This window comes from Halobacillus litoralis (assembly GCF_004101865.1).
GTDB lineage: Bacteria > Bacillota > Bacilli > Bacillales > Halobacillaceae > Halobacillus > Halobacillus litoralis_A.
The window spans coordinates 2,315,513-2,332,254 of record NZ_CP026118.1 but is presented as its reverse complement, the minus strand read 5'-3'; the positions used below and the strand labels follow the sequence as shown (position 1 = coordinate 2,332,254).

The 16,742-nt window shown below is 43.0% G+C and carries 17 protein-coding genes; 6 read left to right on the top strand and 11 right to left on the bottom strand.

The genetic code is table 11. From position 1 onward, the window contains the following. Position 1: 1 nt before the first annotated feature. From noc to HLI_RS11870, 3 genes are all read right to left on the bottom strand, one after another. Positions 2–865, bottom strand: a complete 864-nt coding sequence (gene noc / locus HLI_RS11875) for a nucleoid occlusion protein (protein ID WP_128525157.1) — start codon at positions 863–865, stop codon at positions 2–4. Positions 866–1,454: 589 nt separating this feature from the next. Continuing rightward, the gene (locus tag HLI_RS21640; protein ID WP_164908544.1) at positions 1,455–1,616 is read right to left on the bottom strand and encodes a hypothetical protein; all 162 of its coding nucleotides are present in this window, start codon (positions 1,614–1,616) and stop codon (positions 1,455–1,457) included. A gap of 119 nt (positions 1,617–1,735) precedes the next feature. Next, positions 1,736–2,263 (bottom strand): GNAT family N-acetyltransferase, encoded by a 528-nt coding sequence (locus HLI_RS11870; RefSeq protein ID WP_128525156.1) that lies wholly within the window; start codon positions 2,261–2,263, stop codon positions 1,736–1,738. Positions 2,264–2,436: 173 nt separating this feature from the next. Here HLI_RS11870 and HLI_RS11865 point away from each other — a divergent pair, with 173 nt between their 5' ends. Then, positions 2,437–2,697 (top strand): transcriptional regulator SplA domain-containing protein, encoded by a 261-nt coding sequence (locus HLI_RS11865; RefSeq protein WP_128525155.1) that lies wholly within the window; start codon positions 2,437–2,439, stop codon positions 2,695–2,697. Continuing rightward, positions 2,691–3,719, top strand: a complete 1,029-nt coding sequence (splB, locus tag HLI_RS11860; RefSeq protein WP_128525154.1) for a spore photoproduct lyase — start codon at positions 2,691–2,693, stop codon at positions 3,717–3,719. The genes HLI_RS11865 and splB overlap by 7 nt, the downstream gene beginning before the upstream one ends. Positions 3,720–3,881: 162 nt before the next feature. Here splB and HLI_RS11855 read toward each other — a convergent pair whose 3' ends face one another. The 3 genes from HLI_RS11855 to HLI_RS11845 are packed head-to-tail and all read right to left on the bottom strand — an operon-like array spanning position 3,882 to position 7,576. Continuing rightward, positions 3,882–4,967, bottom strand: a complete 1,086-nt coding sequence (locus tag HLI_RS11855; RefSeq protein ID WP_128525153.1) for a Ger(x)C family spore germination protein — start codon at positions 4,965–4,967, stop codon at positions 3,882–3,884. Continuing rightward, positions 4,957–6,072, bottom strand: a complete 1,116-nt coding sequence (locus HLI_RS11850; protein ID WP_164908543.1) for a GerAB/ArcD/ProY family transporter — start codon at positions 6,070–6,072, stop codon at positions 4,957–4,959. The genes HLI_RS11855 and HLI_RS11850 overlap by 11 nt, the downstream gene beginning before the upstream one ends. Beyond that, positions 6,065–7,576, bottom strand: a complete 1,512-nt coding sequence (locus tag HLI_RS11845; protein WP_128525151.1) for a spore germination protein — start codon at positions 7,574–7,576, stop codon at positions 6,065–6,067. Before HLI_RS11845 ends, HLI_RS11850 begins: the two co-directional genes overlap by 8 nt. Before the next feature lie 123 nt (positions 7,577–7,699). Here HLI_RS11845 and HLI_RS11840 point away from each other — a divergent pair, with 123 nt between their 5' ends. The 4 genes from HLI_RS11840 (at position 7,700) to HLI_RS11825 (ending at position 10,358) form a co-directional block, all read left to right on the top strand. Beyond that, a complete protein-coding gene (locus HLI_RS11840) occupies positions 7,700–7,924 on the top strand; it encodes a hypothetical protein (protein WP_128525150.1) in 225 nt (74 codons plus the stop codon). Continuing rightward, entirely contained in the window at positions 7,896–8,882 is a 987-nt protein-coding gene (locus HLI_RS11835) for a DUF3231 family protein (protein ID WP_128525149.1), read from the top strand. The genes HLI_RS11840 and HLI_RS11835 overlap by 29 nt, the downstream gene beginning before the upstream one ends. Before the next feature lie 23 nt (positions 8,883–8,905). Then, positions 8,906–9,379, top strand: a complete 474-nt coding sequence (locus HLI_RS11830) for a hypothetical protein (protein ID WP_128525148.1) — start codon at positions 8,906–8,908, stop codon at positions 9,377–9,379. 109 nt (positions 9,380–9,488) lie between these two features. Further along, positions 9,489–10,358 (top strand): SDR family oxidoreductase, encoded by an 870-nt coding sequence (locus HLI_RS11825; RefSeq protein WP_128525147.1) that lies wholly within the window; start codon positions 9,489–9,491, stop codon positions 10,356–10,358. Between the two features lie 84 nt (positions 10,359–10,442). On the opposite strand, the gene HLI_RS11820 is transcribed toward HLI_RS11825, so the two are convergent. From HLI_RS11820 to mnmE, 5 genes are all read right to left on the bottom strand, one after another. Further along, entirely contained in the window at positions 10,443–11,204 is a 762-nt protein-coding gene (locus HLI_RS11820) for an SDR family oxidoreductase (protein ID WP_128525146.1), read from the bottom strand. 115 nt (positions 11,205–11,319) lie between these two features. After that, on the bottom strand, positions 11,320–11,814 hold the full coding sequence (locus tag HLI_RS11815; protein WP_128525145.1) for a metallophosphoesterase family protein: 495 nt from the start codon (positions 11,812–11,814) through the stop codon (positions 11,320–11,322). Positions 11,815–12,379: 565 nt separating this feature from the next. Beyond that, positions 12,380–13,099, bottom strand: coding sequence for a 16S rRNA (guanine(527)-N(7))-methyltransferase RsmG (gene rsmG, locus HLI_RS11810; RefSeq protein WP_128525144.1), 720 nt, complete (start codon positions 13,097–13,099; stop codon positions 12,380–12,382). A gap of 17 nt (positions 13,100–13,116) precedes the next feature. Then, positions 13,117–15,006, bottom strand: a complete 1,890-nt coding sequence (gene mnmG, locus HLI_RS11805) for a tRNA uridine-5-carboxymethylaminomethyl(34) synthesis enzyme MnmG (RefSeq protein ID WP_128525143.1) — start codon at positions 15,004–15,006, stop codon at positions 13,117–13,119. 22 nt (positions 15,007–15,028) lie between these two features. Next, positions 15,029–16,405: a tRNA uridine-5-carboxymethylaminomethyl(34) synthesis GTPase MnmE gene (gene mnmE / locus HLI_RS11800; protein ID WP_128525142.1), complete on the bottom strand. Its 1,377-nt coding sequence runs from the start codon at positions 16,403–16,405 to the stop codon at positions 15,029–15,031. Between the last annotated feature and the right edge of the window lie 337 nt (positions 16,406–16,742).

Below are 16,742 nucleotides of genomic sequence, written 5' to 3'. Positions count from 1 at the left end.
GCTATGATTTTTTCTTCGGTATTTTGATAGTGATTTGGTAGTAGTCCTCATGATCTTCTTCGTTTGTTTCCAAATCAACACCTGTGTCTGTCACCATATTCAAGGACTGGCGAATCGTATTCATAGCAATTCTCATATCCTTGTTGACGCCTTTGAGCGTCGGCTTTTTCTTTTTCGGTTTAGGATCACTAAGCTTCGCAATCCGTTCTTCCGTTTGCTTCACATTCAGCTGTTTTTCAATAATCTCTGTCAGGATCGTTTCCTGGAGCTGTGGATCTTTCAAACCGATCAAAGCACGAGCATGGCGTTCTGTAATCTTTTTATCCATAATCGCCTGTTGGACGGAGTCTGGAAGCTTCAAGAGGCGAATCTTATTCGCAATGGTCGACTGACTCTTTCCGAGGCGTTGAGCCAGTGCTTCCTGGGTAAGCTCATGGAGTTCGATCAGCTTCGAATAGGCCATCGCTTCTTCAATTACCGTCAACTCTTCCCGCTGCAGGTTTTCAATGAGAGCGACTGAGGCTGTTTGGGAATCATTCATGTCACGGATGATCGCAGGAATCGTTTCCCATCCAAGGGACTGGACGGCCCTCCACCTGCGTTCACCAGCAATCAATTCAAACTCATCTTCATTTAACCGACGGAGAACGATCGGCTGAATCATCCCATGCGTATGTATCGTCTGGGCGAGTTCGCTAATCTTCTCGTTGTTAAATATCGCTCGAGGCTGGTAACGGTTTGGCTGCACACGTTCTACTGGAACTTGTACAACTTCATCGGGGTTGTAGCCTTCTTCTTCATTGTTGTCATTATCCGAATCCGGTTTTTCCCCTAGCCCGAATAAACGACCAAAAGGATGTAACACGATCAGACACCACCTTTATACGATCGAGCATACGCTTGCACTCGTTTTAATCCTGTATATTGAAATATAAAAAGCGCCGCAGGCTTTTTGGCTGCTGCGCCTACGTATGCCGTTTTCCATTTCTTTATTCATTTTATCATATTTATTCTAGTAAAAGTATCGTGAAGAAAGAAGAATTATAGGACCTTTTTGTCGAAAAAATCTGATTCCGAGGGCATAAAAGGCAAAATTCCGCGATTTCAACGACCTTTTTTCGTGACTATTCATGACAAATCGAGTCGATATATTTTCTCGTAAACTCCTTAACTATCAGCTTATAACTTCTACTACTCCAGTGCAAACATGCCGATCTGAATAATGCAGGGAGCTTCTTCATAGGGGTACGTATGAATTTTCTGTAGGAGGTCTTTGAAAAGGGGCATGGGAAGCAAGCTGATTTCCCTTTACTCAAATCAAATGAGGAATTATTTCACATAAAGCAAACAAAATCTAAACCAATCAAAAAGAAGGAAAGCTGTACTCATTGGAGAAATAAACGGTTTGATGAATTTTAAGGATGATACAGTACATGTTAAAAAATTCCACATTATTATACTTCAATATTCTCCATCGTTTCATTGTTCGAGCTTTTCATTTTCACGACAGTCAGCGGCATGGATTTTACAGGATTCACGCAGATGTTCATCGCTTGTACTGTCATTGCCTTGATAGGAACTTCGATTCCGATCAAACCGAAGAAGTAAGCGACCATAAGCCCGCCCTAGAGTCTTACACCAACATTTTTTCATAGCAAAAACAGTAAAAGCGAGGTCCTTTACAACCAAAAAAGGACCTCGCTTTTTTATCATGTTTCACATGAAACAATCATTTCTATTCCTGTTTCACTAATCCATACACATCGATATCTTTATATTCCCCCCGGTGGTAGAGGTCATGTTTCAATGTTCCTTCATAACTAAGCCCGGCTTTTTGCATCACTTTTGTTGAGGCAGGATTCGTAGCTATCGCTGCAGACCAGATTCTGTGTAGATCGAGGTCGTTTAAACCGAATTCAACTATTTTTCGAGCCGCTTCGGATGCATACCCTTTATTCCAGAAAGGTTTTCCGACCCAATAAGCAAGCTCCCCTTTCGAATGCTTCTGATCGACCCGCAAAGTCATCGTTCCGACAAGCTCATCCGTCTCTCTTAAAATCATCGCCAGAGTAAAAGCGGTTCTACTATCAATCCAATTTGCGTGCTCGGCAATCCATTCCTCCGCTACCTCCAGTGTGTAGGGATGGGGGACGAATGTCGTTGCTGCCACTGCTTCATCACCCGCCAGCTCAGTAACTTGCTGCGCCAAATCCTTGGTAAAAGGCTGTAAATCCAGACGTTCAGTATGTAGTGTGACTCCCATAGACTTCTACTCCTTTTCATATGTAATCCCACACCTACTTCTACGCTCGAATGAGGGGATCCTTTTTTGGAAATGAAAAAATGTAATAAAAGTCGGACTTTGTGGAAAGATGAGCACAAATGGTCAAAAGCATTCGTATACCTTTTGGCAAAAATAAAAGAGCAGGTGATGGAATGGATATTCAACAAAATTTCAAAGCAGGTGACATCGTATATGTCATCTACCGCAATCCACATACGTATGATGTTGCTAATGTCCAGGAAGCAGCAGTCGTCAACAGTCCGGAAAGTGCTGGTGAACTGGCTCTTTTTCTATATGAAACCTATTTTCCTCTCGATGAAAACATCGCTGTCTATGCCTCAGAAGGAGAAGCAGAACGTGCTTACCATGATGCTTTTGGCGGCGGAGCAGAATCGGAGGGTGAGCTGTGGTAAAACCTTTTATACCTGAACTTGTGTACATGGAACCTAGGGCTCTTGAATACCCCTTAGGCCAAAATTTGAAAGAAAAATTCGACGATATGGGCATCGAAATCCGTCAAACAACTTCACATAATCAGGTTCGTAATCTGCCTGGTGAAAACGACTTCCAAAAATATCGGACGGCTAAATCAACCCTTGTCGTCGGTGTTCGGAAAACACTCAAATTCGATACGTCCAAACCTTCTGCCGAGTATGCTATCCCGCTTGCAACAGGCTGTATGGGGCATTGCCACTATTGTTACTTACAAACAACGATGGGCAGCAAACCATATATCCGCACCTACGTAAATGTAGAAGAAATATTTGATGCAGCAGAAAAATATATGCAGGGACGCGCACCAGAGGAGACAAGGTTCGAAGCTTCCTGCACCTCAGATATTGTAGGAGTCGACCACCTCACTCATTCCTTGAAACAGGCGATCGAGTACTTCGGCGAATCCGAAAATGGCAGGCTTCGCTTTGTGACAAAATTCGCCCACGTCGATCATTTGCTTGATGCCAAACACAACGGTAGGACACGGTTCCGCTTCAGTATGAATGCTGATTATGTGATTAAATATCTAGAGCCCGGGACCTCACGCTTGAATGAACGCATTGAAGCGGCAGCAAAAGTCGCAAAGGCCGGCTATCCATTAGGTTTCATCATTGCACCTATTTACTTATACGAGGACTGGAAGGAAGGGTATCGCATCCTTTTCGAAAAATTACACGATCGACTTCCGGATTATGCTACGAAAGATTTGACCTTCGAGCTTATTCAACACCGTTTCACAAAGCCGGCGAAACGAGTCATCCAGAAAAACTATCCCATGTCAAAACTTGAGATGGATGAAGAAAAACGGAAATACAAGTGGGGGAAATACGGGATTGGTAAGTATGTCTACCAAAATGATGAACAGGAAGACATGAAACAAACCCTCGGCGGATACATCGATCAATACTTTCCCGAGGCAAGATTGGAATACTTCACATAAGAAAGAGGCGCCACGAAGAGCGCCTCTTTCTTATGTTATCTAACCTTGTTATGTGGAAGAGTCGACTTTAGAAAAGAGAGGTTCGTTACCGTAATGGACTGAGGAGGGTTGGGGAAAACAACTTGTCCAGCTCCATCGACTATTGGATGAATTCAAGTTTGTTTAAGAAAATATCCCATATTCAGTAATATCAACAGAAATTTTCACATCTACAGGCAGCTCAGGATAAGCATCCTCCCATTTCTTCAAGTCAAAGCTTTCTCTACGGGATTTAGCAAAATGCCCTAAGCCGAGTGGATCGATTTTTTCTTCTTTGAACATCTGAATCATCTCATTCGCTTTCTTTTGATAGTAGTCTTTAAAGGTTTCTTCCATTTCTTTCGCTAAACCCTCATTGATATCCTGGTGGATACCTACCATCTCATTAACGACAGCCTTCATCTTTACATCAATTTCGAACTCCGGCTGATCCGTTGTCCCCTTCAAACGATATTCTACGTGTGAGCCGATGTTGTCCATTAGGATGGTACCTTCTTTGAAATCCAAATCCTGCATCCCTTTTTTGAAATTCTCCTTCATCATTTTAAAAACAAACACATCAGAATCGGGAATTTTCCTTACTAATTTTCCATTATTGAGAAAACCAATTCCTGAAAGTTCCACATAATCATTCTTTCTCGATAAAATAGGAAGGTACCCATCCATTCCTTCAGCATAATAGGCATACAAGTAATCGTGTAAACTCGTTTTGGGAAAATTGAAATGCATATTATTCTCTATCAAACCTTGTAAATATTTTGATGTCGTTTCGTCCTGGGTATATCCTCCCTCAATCAACGACTTCGCCTCTCCTTCGGCAATGCCGATATACATGTTACGGCTCAACCTCGGATCCCGACTGAGAACATCGATGATATCAGAAATATCTTCTTCCGCAAGCTCTTCACTATATAAAGTCACGGCTAATTTTCCAATAGTGATTGGTTTTGAAGATTGCTTTTGTATTTCCTTTTCTACATCTTTGACTGAATCTGCCCTCACACTCAAATAAAGCTCTGAAGCAGAGGTTTTCTTTTCATCACGTCCATATTGTGGAATGGAGACGGTTCCTTCGATTTTTTCCTCTTCACCGCGGTCGTAGCCGGCAATTTCAATAATGGCATTTTCCTCGACACTTTGATTGGGCATACACCCTACCAGCAGATAGCACAGAACTATGCTTAGCAGCAAACGGGTCTTATTGTTCATTTCTTTTCCTCACTTTATCTGAGATAGTCTTTAAGACCAGAAGGACAGGGACGTATAATAATATATACATTCCCACTTGACTAGAAAAATTGTTAAGTGTGTTAATGAACGCTCTGCCCCCAGTTAGTCCTGAGCCTAAAAAAAGAACAAAACAAAAAGCCAGCAAAACATACTTCTGTTTTATTTTGAAAACACGTTTTGGAATACGTGTAGCCCCCCACAGCCCGAGACAGACGTTCGGTAAGATCACGTATAACCACATGGCAATCCCTACATATTCAAAACGTTCAATAAATGGGAATTCGACAATTTTCCAGGCTGAAATCGTCCCCCATGTGACCTGTCGCAATTGTGCCTCACTGAAATAAACAGAGGTAACGATCATACTGATCAAATAAATCATTGTTGTATAAAAGACTCCCATGTGCGCCCATTTCTTCGATTTTTCAGCATTTTTAATGAATGGATAATAAATCAATAGAAATTCCAGACCGAGGAAGCTGAGCACGCTTGCTTTTGTCGCTCCCATGATGTCTGTAAAGCTGTGACTGATTCCTGGATAAATCGTCATTGTATGCCCTGCCTGCACCGGGAAGAATTTCAATAAAAGAAGTGGAAGACCGATGGCGACGCTAATTAAACAAACGCCTGTAATAACACGGAATCCTCCAGTCACTAAGTAATACACAAGTAAAATTAAGATGAAGGCAAAAACCCACACATGGAGACTTGGGAACATCCATACTCGGATGACTTCTATGAACGTGACGATGACTGTAAACGTCAACAGAAGGAAGTAAGCGCAAAAAATCATGCTTAACAATCCTCCCAAGTATTTGCCGAACACCTTCCTATGAATTTCGACAATATCGCCCCCTCCATTTTGTAAGAGGCGATAGATCATCCAAAGGATTACGTGAAGAATCCCGCCGGCCACCAGCAAGGCAATCCACGCGTCATATCCTGCTTTCTCGACAAGAAATTGCTCAAATCCAAGAATTCCGACACCAATTTGCATCGCGTGTATTAGAAAAAATACATAGGCAGGCGTGACCAAATAGTTTTCTGGTATATTCAATCCGCTTTCGACTTTTGGTTTACTCATCGATATCCCTCTTTGCCTTGGCACGTTTGCCATCCATCCTTCCCGAGTCCTGTGTACGCATCAGGATAGGGCGTTCCGTCTGTTTACTGAATGGTAAACGGATGAATGCATCTTTCAAATCGAGAATCCTTAGTGGATAGATCGGTTCAAAGAAGGGTCTGCCGATCGATTGCAATTTAATCAGATGTCCAATGAAAAAGACCATACACATGGAAATTCCGATCAAGCCCCACAATTGGGCTCCAATGATAAAAGGAAAACGGATCAGACGAATGGTATTACCGATTTGATAGACAGGCGTCGTAAAGGATGCCAGGGCACTTAAAGCCACAATAATCAATAGGACGTTACTCGTAAGACCAGCATCAACGGCAGCTGTCCCGATAACGATACCACCTACGATACCGATTGTTTGACCGATTTTCGTCGGCAGCCGTGCTCCCGCCTCTCTCAGCAGTTCAATGGTAAGCTCAAGAACGATGACCTCAAGGATCGGAGGGAAAGGGATGTCCGACCTAGAGGAAACAATTGTCGCCATCAACTCGCCCGGAATCATTTCATGATGGTATGTCAATATCGCTACATACAAAGGTGTACTCAATACGGAGAAAATGACGGCAAATAATCGGATCAAGCGAAAAGCAGAGGCTAAATGCCATGGTAAGAAATAGTCATCCGCTGCCCCGAAAAATTCCACAACCGTAGTCGGGCATGTTAAAGCATGTGGAGACCCATCCACCAGAATGGCGACCTTGCCTTCCACAAGTGTTCCGACTACCCGGTCTGGTCTTTCTGTATCTAATAATTGCGGGAAAGGAGAATTGGAATTATCTGCGATCATCTGTGTAATAAATGAACTGTCAATCATTTGGTCATACTCGATATCATTCAAACGCTGCTTTACCGTTTCCACATTGACAGGATCAACAATTCCATCAATATAGACAACAGAAACACGGGTTTTTGTCACTTTTCCAATATTCAATTCACTGATGGTCAATTGTGGAAGAGGGAGACGCTTTCGAATTAAATTCAAATTCGTATCCAATGATTCAACAAAAGCCTCTTTAGGACCGACAACACTGAATTCCACTTCAGGAATTCCTACATCCCTTGCTTCTATAGAAGTAGCAGGAATCAGTAACACTTTTTCATCTAATTCCTTTAGTTGAATCATTACAGAGCCGATCATTACTTTCTCTCTTATAATATCCAATTGATCGGTTACTTCTACTTTTTCTATCGGTATTTTCCGTTGCATTTCTTCTAAAGAATGTAAATGAGTATTTTTAAGGAGAGGCAGTACCTGCTGGTTGATGAATTTTGGTTCATTCATCGTTTTAATATAAGAAATCGTGCAAGAAGTATCTCCTGATAATTGATAACGCACAAAATCATCAGATCCACCCAGAGTCTTAAGGAAAGACTCCAAGGATTCTTGATTAGCTGAATTCCCCTCTGACCGCTTCTTCTGTTGTTTAGGCTTCTGTTTCCATTTCCACATGACAAACTCCTTACTTGAGGGTCAGACATCTAATGCTTAAAGAAATTTCTATTATATTTTCTGCACCAAGTAATAATTTATACCCGTTCGGAAAAGATAGACAGAGAAACAAGGAGGACGAAAATGCTATATGCCTATATCAGTCCATTCATCATTCTTATTGCCATGTTTACAGCGGCTTTTTTTGTTATTGATTGGCTGGCAAAGCTCTTCATTTACACATTCATTGTCAATTTAATGTGCTTACCCTTTTTTATGCTTTACAAAGAGGAAGTCAGCCAGCGTAATACGCAATCATCACCTCAGGAGGAATCGAACCATGTCTCAAAAAATACTGACAGCCAATGAAATCGGAGTGTTGTGGACCCAATACATGGAAAATAGTATGACACTTCCCCTACTTGATTATTTTGAGAAGACTTTAGAAGATGATGAGATTCATCCCCTTCTCGAAGTAGCGAAGCAAACTGCAAACAATGGAGTCAGTCAATGTACGCAGATCTTTAAAGACGAACACTTACCTGTTCCTGACGGATACGGAAAAGAAGATTTGAATCCAAACGCCCCTAAGTTATTTACGGATGCCTTTATCCTCAATTTCCTTGAACACCTTGGGAAAGTAGGGCTAACTTCCGCCAGTTTATCTTTAGGAACCTCAGCCAGTGAAGAGGTAAGGGATTTTTTCACTAACCGAATAGAAAGACAGAGCACCCTTTATAACCAATGTGTCGAGCTAGGAATGAATAAAGGCTTATATGTAAGGGCTCCCCAAGTGGAAATCCAGGACCAAATCGAGTATGTCAAAGGAAAAAGCTATTTACATCCATTCAATAAACGTTCGTTGAATGCCATTGAAATCTCCCACTTATTTGAAAACTATAAAACGAATTCAATCGGTGAAGTGATCTGTCAGGGGTTTGCTCAAACAGGCAAGAATAAAACCATTAAAAAATATATGAGAGAAGGAAAGAATCTCTCTATTAAACACCGCAAACTTTTCTCAAGTGTACTGGACGAGTCCGGTATTCAGACTCCGATGACTTCTTCTAATTTCCTAACGATGGCTACAGACCCAGTGTTTTCAGACAGATTGATGATTTACTTGATCGGCGTATTAAGCTCCGCTGGGCATGGCAATTATGCAACAGCATCATCAGCAAGTTTACGGTATGACCTCATCTTCACTTATCAAAGATTATCTGTTGATATTGCTATGTATGCTAAAGATGGAATGGATATCATGATCAAAAATGGCTGGTTTGAAGAACCGCCTCAAGCACCAGACAGGCAGCAACTCATCCAATAACCTTTAGCGGAAGAGGAATATATATGAATGAAAAACGTTTAGAGATTTTGTTATGGAGCATCGCCTTTCCAGGGTTCGGTCAAATTTTGAACGGTCATGTTCTGAAGGGGATTGCTTTCATCATTTTAGAAGTCATCATTAACCTCAACAGCTCGTTCAACATGGCCATCATGTTCAGCTTTACCGGGGAAATCAATCAAGCAATTGAAGTGACGGACTATCAATGGCTCATGTTTTATCCATGTGTGTATATGTTCGCTGTTTGGGATGCTTATCGCTTTGCTGAAGCACAGCATCCTCCTTACGCCTATTTACCTTTTGCATTTTCTGCCTATACCGTAACAGTAGGACTCATCTTTTCTCCCGTTTTTGAAATTGCCGGCACCCAACTCGGACCTGTATGGCTGCCGATATTATTTCTCATACCAGGCATCATAATAGGACTTGTAATCAAACGACTTTTACTCAGCAAAAATCCCCCTCATTCAACATCATGAGGGGGGTTTCCTTATTTTCTTAAGCTTTGGGCTTACATTGATTGCGTTTGAAAAATCCCAAATGGTGGAATGAGACTTTACAAATCATCAATTGAGGAGGAGTTTGGGTATGACTCGTTACAATCGACAAACTGAAGGACAACCAGGCCAGGAACAGGAAAAACAGCCAGGATTGGAAGGTAAGATGAACCCTTCTCCGCTACAGGCGGACGATGATTATCAAAGTGGAAATAAATTAGCAGGTAAAGTTGCGCTCATTACCGGTGGCGACAGTGGTATTGGCCGCTCTGTAGCCATTGGGTATGCCAAAGAAGGCGCTGACGTAGCTATTTCTTATCTGGAAGAACACGAAGATGCTGAATATACAAAGAAGCAAGTGGAAGCTCAAGGCCGCCGTGCGATTTTGATCCCGGGAGATGTAGGTGAAGAATCTGTCTGTATTGATGCCGTGAATCGGACGGTCGATGAATTGGGACAGTTGGATATACTCGTCAATAATGCTGCCGAACAGCACCCGACCGATGATATATTGAACATTTCTGTCGAGCAGTTAGAAAGCACATTCAAAACAAATATCTATTCAATGTTCCACTTGACCAAAGCAGCGATTCCACATTTGAAACAAGGTAGCTCCATTATAAACACCGCTTCCGTGAATCCATATGTCGGTAACCCGGAACTGGTTGATTACACCGCGACAAAAGGAGCTGTGGTCGGATTCACCCGCTCCATGGCTAAACAGCTCGTGGATAAAGGAATTCGTGTCAACGGCATTGCCCCAGGACCAATTTGGACTCCATTGATCCCATCAACATTTTCTGATGAAAAAGTGGAGCAGTTCGGAACCAACACACCGATGGGACGTCCTGGACAACCGGTGGAGCATGTCGGCAGCTATGTCCTGCTTGCCTCTGATGATTCCACCTACATGACAGGCCAGTTCATTCATATCAATGGCGGTATGTTCACCTCCAGCTGATCGACGGTTGGAGAGTATGAGCCAATGAACGGACTTGTGACACTACAAAAAATTCCGTATCACTATTAGTGATACGGAATTTTTTTATCTGCCCAGCCAGCCACCATCTACAGCTAGTTGATGACCATGGATATATTGAGAGGCATCTGATGCTAAAAATACAGCAGCACCTATGAAATCTTCCGGTTTACCCCAATCGCCTGCTGGGATACGGTCAAGGATTTGTTGGTTACGGTTTTCATCATTGATGAGGGCCGTATTCATATCTGTAGCAACGTAACCTGGCACAATGCTGTTGACATTCACATGATGGGGAGCCCATTCATTCGACAGGGCTTTCGTCAATTGGGAAACACCGCCTTTTGAAGCCGCATAGGCAGGTACCCGAATACCTCCTTGATAGGATAGTAATGACGCGAAGTTTATGATTTTGCCACTTTCCTGTGGAACCATATACCTTCCTGCCTGCTGACAGAGTACCCATGTGGTTTTCAGGTTGATGTTAATCACTTCATCCCAGTCTTCCTCTGAGAAGTCTACAGCGTCTGAACGCCTTTGGATTCCTGCCGCGTTTAAAAGAATATCTATTTTTCCAAAAGTCTCAACAACTGAAGGAATCGCACCTTTTACTTGTTCTGCATCATTCAGATCACAAGCAATGATATGACATGTCCTTCCAAGAGATTCAATTTCCTCTTTCACATCGGTTTGATCGGGCTTGCGCTGCAGCAAAGCGATGTCTGCCCCTGCTTCTGCCAATCCGATTGCGACTGAACGACCAATGCCCCGGGTCCCTCCTGTAACGGCTGCAACTTTCCCATCTAATTGAAATAAACCTTGTTTCATTGAAATCCCCTTTCGATCTATTATTAATAGCGCTTTCATACCCTATTATAACTCTTTTACCCCAATAAAGAAAATCCTTTTCATAAGGTTAATTGAATAAAGAAAATTTTTTCCTTCATTTTTTGAAAAAGATGTGTTCTGCGTGTAAGCAGTCTTTCTCTAAGGTGATTTTCCCGAAAGAATAGAAAGGCAGCCTGCGTTTGTCTGTTACAGAACCAGGGTTGAACAGGAGTGTTTTTTTAAAGTAACGGAGAACAGGTATGTGGGAGTGGCCAAAAATGAGTAAATCGACAGGCACTTCCTCAAACGCCTCGAGAGCGCGTTTTTCTGTAGTCTTTTTTTCTCCATGCCCATGGACGATCCCGATTGTATACCCTTCACATTCCACTTTCTGTTTATAAGGGAAGACTCCGCGGATATCCTCTTCATCGATATTGCCATAAACACCAACAACAGGCGCGTAGGTTTTCAGTTGTTCGTAAATATCTAAACTCTTCCAATCTCCTGCATGGATAATCATGTCAGCAGCAGGCAGCTCCTCTATTAAACGCCTTGGTAACTGTCGTGCTTTCTCAGGCATATGCGTATCGGATATTACTAAAAGGTTCATATTCTCCCTCTTTTCTTTAAAGTCCCTTATCTGTAAGCTCGGTTTCGTTGCTTTCGCTTGGAGAAATAGGGTCTTGGAAATGGATCGCTTTCCGCGGGGAAGACGGCAAGCCTCCTCGGGGCTGCGCCCCTGTGGGGTCTCGCCAGTCTATCCTTTCCCGCAGGAGTCTCACCATTTCCAAGACCCTATTTCCATGATTGGAGGAACGAAACCAACATTCCAGATCATAAAAGGATCCTACTACAAAAGGCTCTATCATGGGTGTTTGAGCATTATCTCAACCTTCCAGGCTAAAAATAGTTTCGACCGATTCCAAAGAAACCTATATTGCAAGGGGCGTTGGGAACGGGGAGACTCTTGCGGAAAAGAGTTCTAGGTGAGGACCCGAAGAACTCGAGGAGGATCGACGGACTCCCGTGGAAAGCGACTCTTTCCTCAACGCCCCTTCTCCACACAGTATCTTGGGATCGAGTCTTCAAGTATCCTGCGAGTTTGGGGAATAGGTCACTTTTAACTGAGGCTATGAAAAATCCTCTCCATCTGAAGATGGAGAGGATTAAGGTGCTTATTGAATCGGTGTTTTGTTTGGTGTGCCCGCTTTTCGCGGATATTTCTTCGGTGTTTTTCTCCGTTTTTCAATAATCGCGATATTCCGTTCACTACCTTCTTCAGGCAGTTCAAAGGTGTGTACATCCACTACTTCCCCGCCAACGGTTTGGATAGCGACCTGCGCATCTTCCATTTCCTCATTCAAATTAGGCCCTTTCATTGCAATGAAGTGACCGCCTTTTGTTGTCAGTGGAAGGCACAATTCACTTAGTACGGACATTCGCGCCACAGCACGGGCCATAACAAGGTCGTATCCTTCCCGAAAATCTGCGTTTTTACCAAAATTTTCGGCACGGTCATGATAAAAAGCGACATCATCCAATTCCAATTCATGGGCTAAGTGGTTCAAAAATGTGATACGCTTCTTCAAAGAATCGACAATCGTCACTTTCAAATGGGGAAAGACGATTTTCAATGGAAGACTTGGAAAGCCCGCTCCTGCTCCCACATCACAAATCCGGATCGGTTGATCGTTAAAATCATAATAAAAGGCAGCAGTCAGAGAATCATAGAAGTGTTTTAGATAAACCCCTTCTTGATCGGTAATCGCTGTGAGATTCATTTTTTCATTCCATTCCACTAAAATCTCAAAATAACGGTGGAATTGGTTTTGTTGTTTTTCATCCAGTACAATACCCTGTTTTTGCAGAGCTTCCAGAAAGGTGTTTGTATCCATAAGTCCATCCTTTCAAATTATTCGCCAGACACGCGCGCAATTTTACCCTGTTCGATATAGACAAGGAGAATCGATACGTCAGCTGGATTGACACCTGAGACACGGGACGCTTGACCGACCGATAATGGACGGACGGCTTTTAAGCGGTCGCGCGCTTCTGTCGCAAGTCCATTGATGGCATCATAATCAATGTCATCTGGAATCTTCTTCGTCTCCATTTTCTTCATACGGTCGATTTGTTCCAGGGCTTTCTTGATATACCCGCTGTATTTCACCTGGATTTCCACTTGCTCTTTGACATCTTCCGGCAGTGTCACATCACTAGGTGTCACTTTCTCAAGGTGACTGTATTTCATCTCTGGACGCTTCAGAAGATCGATCGCTCTTACAGCATCCTTCAGCTTGGATCCGCCCGCTTCTTCGATGACGGCTTGTACTTCATCCGTTTCTTTCAAGATGACCTTGTCCAAGCGTTTCTTCTCCTCTTCAATCAAACGTTTCTTCTCCTGGAAGCGTTCGTAACGATCTTGAGGAATCAAACCTAATTGATAGCCGATTTCCGTTAATCGAAGGTCAGCGTTATCATGGCGGAGCATCAATCTGAACTCAGCACGGGAGGTCAGCAGGCGGTATGGTTCTCCCGTTCCTTTCGTCACAAGGTCATCGATCATGACACCGATATAACCTTGAGAACGATCAAGAATCAACGGTTCTAAATTCAATGCTTTCGCGGCGGCATTGATTCCAGCCATTAGTCCCTGGCCAGCTGCTTCCTCATAGCCGGAGGTACCATTGATCTGACCAGCCGTGAATAGCCCCTCGATTTGTTTTGTCTCGAGCGTCGGCCACAGTTGTGTAGGTACGACAGAATCATATTCAATCGCATAACCAGCGCGCATGATTTCTGCTTTCTCAAGACCTGGAACTGTCCGCATCATTTCATTTTGAACGAATTCAGGTAAAGAAGTGGAAAGTCCTTGCACATAGACTTCCTCGGTATCTCTTCCTTCTGGTTCTAAGAAAATTTGGTGGCGTGGCTTATCATTGAAACGTACGATTTTGTCTTCGATCGAAGGACAATAACGTGGCCCCGTTCCTTTGATCGCCCCTGAATACATCGCTGAAAGTCCCAGGTTATCATTGATGATTCTGTGCGTTTCTTCATTCGTATATGTCAGCCAGCACGGAATTTGATCTGTAATAAATTCTGTGGTCTCGTAAGAAAAGGAACGAGGCTCCTCTTCCCCTGGCTGGATTTCCGTTTTTGAGTAGTCAATGGTATGACTATTCACACGCATCGGCGTCCCTGTCTTGAAACGGACCATTTCGATGCCCATTTCCTCTAACTGTTCTGAAAGGGAAACGGTGGAACGCTGGTTATTCGGCCCACTCTCATAAGATAAATCTCCGATGATGACTCTGCCGCGCATGAACGTACCTGTAGTTACGATTACTGAAGGGGCATAATAAGCAGCCTTTGTCTCTGTAACGACCCCTTTGATTTGATTATCTTCCACTAAGACCTTCTCTACCATAGCTTGACGAAGGGTCAAGTTTTCCTGATTTTCAAGGACCTGCTTCATTTCTTTTATATAAAGGGGCTTATCCGCTTGAGCACGTAATGCCCTTACTGCTGGTCCTTTTCTAGTGTTGAGAAGACGCATTTGAATGTGTGTCTTATCAATGACTTTCCCCATTGCACCGCCTAAAGCGTCCACTTCTCGTACTACAATCCCTTTTGCCGGCCCTCCGATTGACGGGTTACATGGCATAAAAGCAACAAGGTCAAGGTTCAAAGATAGCATAAGCGTTTTCGCTCCACGCCTTGCAGCAGCAAGTCCTGCTTCTACTCCAGCATGACCGGCACCTATTACAATTACATCATAATGCCCTGCATCATAAGTCATTTGGATGTCTCTCCTTTGTTGATTATTTTCCTAAGCAAAACTGTGAAAACAACTGATCGATCAAGCTCTCATGTACGGTCTCACCGACAATTTCACCAAGGATCTCCCATGTTCTCGTCACATCGATCTGGACGACATCAAGAGGCACACCCAGTTCCATTCCGCTTTGTGCATCCTCAAGTGATTGCTTCGCCTGCTTGAGCAATTGGACATGCCGGACATTGGATACATACGTCATGTCACCAGCGTCCAAATCTCCTTCAAAGAATGTGTCACCAATAGCTTTCTCTAATTGGTCAATCCCTTCTTCATGAATCAATGAAGTTGTGATGACAGGATGCTCTCCCGCTAGTTGCTTCACTCGATCGATATCTAATTTATGATCTAAATCCATCTTGTTGACGATGACAATGACATTCATATCATTAATCGCTTCAAATAATTTCTCATCTTCTTCATTCAATTCATCCCCATAGTTTAACACAAGAAGGATGAGGTCAGCTTCTTTCAACACCTGCCTTGAACGCTCAACACCAATACGCTCGACGATGTCTTCCGTTTCTCTGATGCCCGCTGTATCGACTAACCTTAGTGGCACACCTCTGACATTAACATATTCTTCAATGACATCACGGGTCGTTCCAGGGATTTCAGTCACAATCGCTTTATTTTCATGAACCAGAGCATTCATCAACGAAGATTTTCCGACATTAGGCCGGCCGATGATCGCCGTTCCTAACCCTTCTCTAAGAATCTTCCCTTGTTTTGCTGTTTCTAATAAACGGGAAACTTCTTCATGGACCTCTTTCGTCTTTTCTTCCATCATCTCATGAGACATTTCTTCGACATCATCATACTCAGGATAATCGATATTCACTTCTACATGAGCTAATGTTTCAAGCAGCTTCTGTCTCAATTCCTGGATAAGCTTCGATAAGCGTCCATCCATCTGTTTCAGAGCGACATTCATTGCCCGGTCTGTTTTTGCCCGAATCAAGTCCATGACCGCTTCAGCTTGAGATAAATCAATCCGTCCATTGAGAAACGCCCGCTTAGTGAACTCGCCCGGCTCAGCCAATCGTGCTCCACTTGCGAGTACAATCTCCAACAAACGATTCACTGAAACTAAGCCGCCATGGCAATTGATTTCAACGATATCTTCCCTTGTAAATGTCCTCGGGGCACGCATGACGGATACCATCACTTCTTCCGCCATTTCACCCGTCTCTGGATCAATAATTTTTCCGTAATGCATTGTGTGGGAATCGACATTGTTCAAATCTTTCCCTTTAAATAGATCAGCAGCAATCTTAACCGCTTCTGGTCCACTCAAACGGACAATAGCAATCGCACCTTCACCCATCGGAGTCGAAATCGCAGTTATCGTATCCGTTTCCACACGCACTCACCTCCTGAAATATTACGTATCTATAGTTATCCACAATTAAATTTTTTATTGTTGTCACTAACATACTACCTTACCACACCGCCACGTGTTTTGAAAAGATATCAACACCCTGATAAGGTATAAAAATGCGCTCATCAATTATCCACATGTGTATAATTGATTTTCTTTTCATTTTCCCCAATTTTTAATAGAGCGATACGGGCCCCTGTCTTCGGACAAAGAGCGCTGAAATCTTAATCCGAAATACTTGAGGGCAGTTAATAATTTCATAGCAGCTCAAAAAAAATACTTCTGCCAATGTATTTTGACAGAAGTATTCGGGTGACAC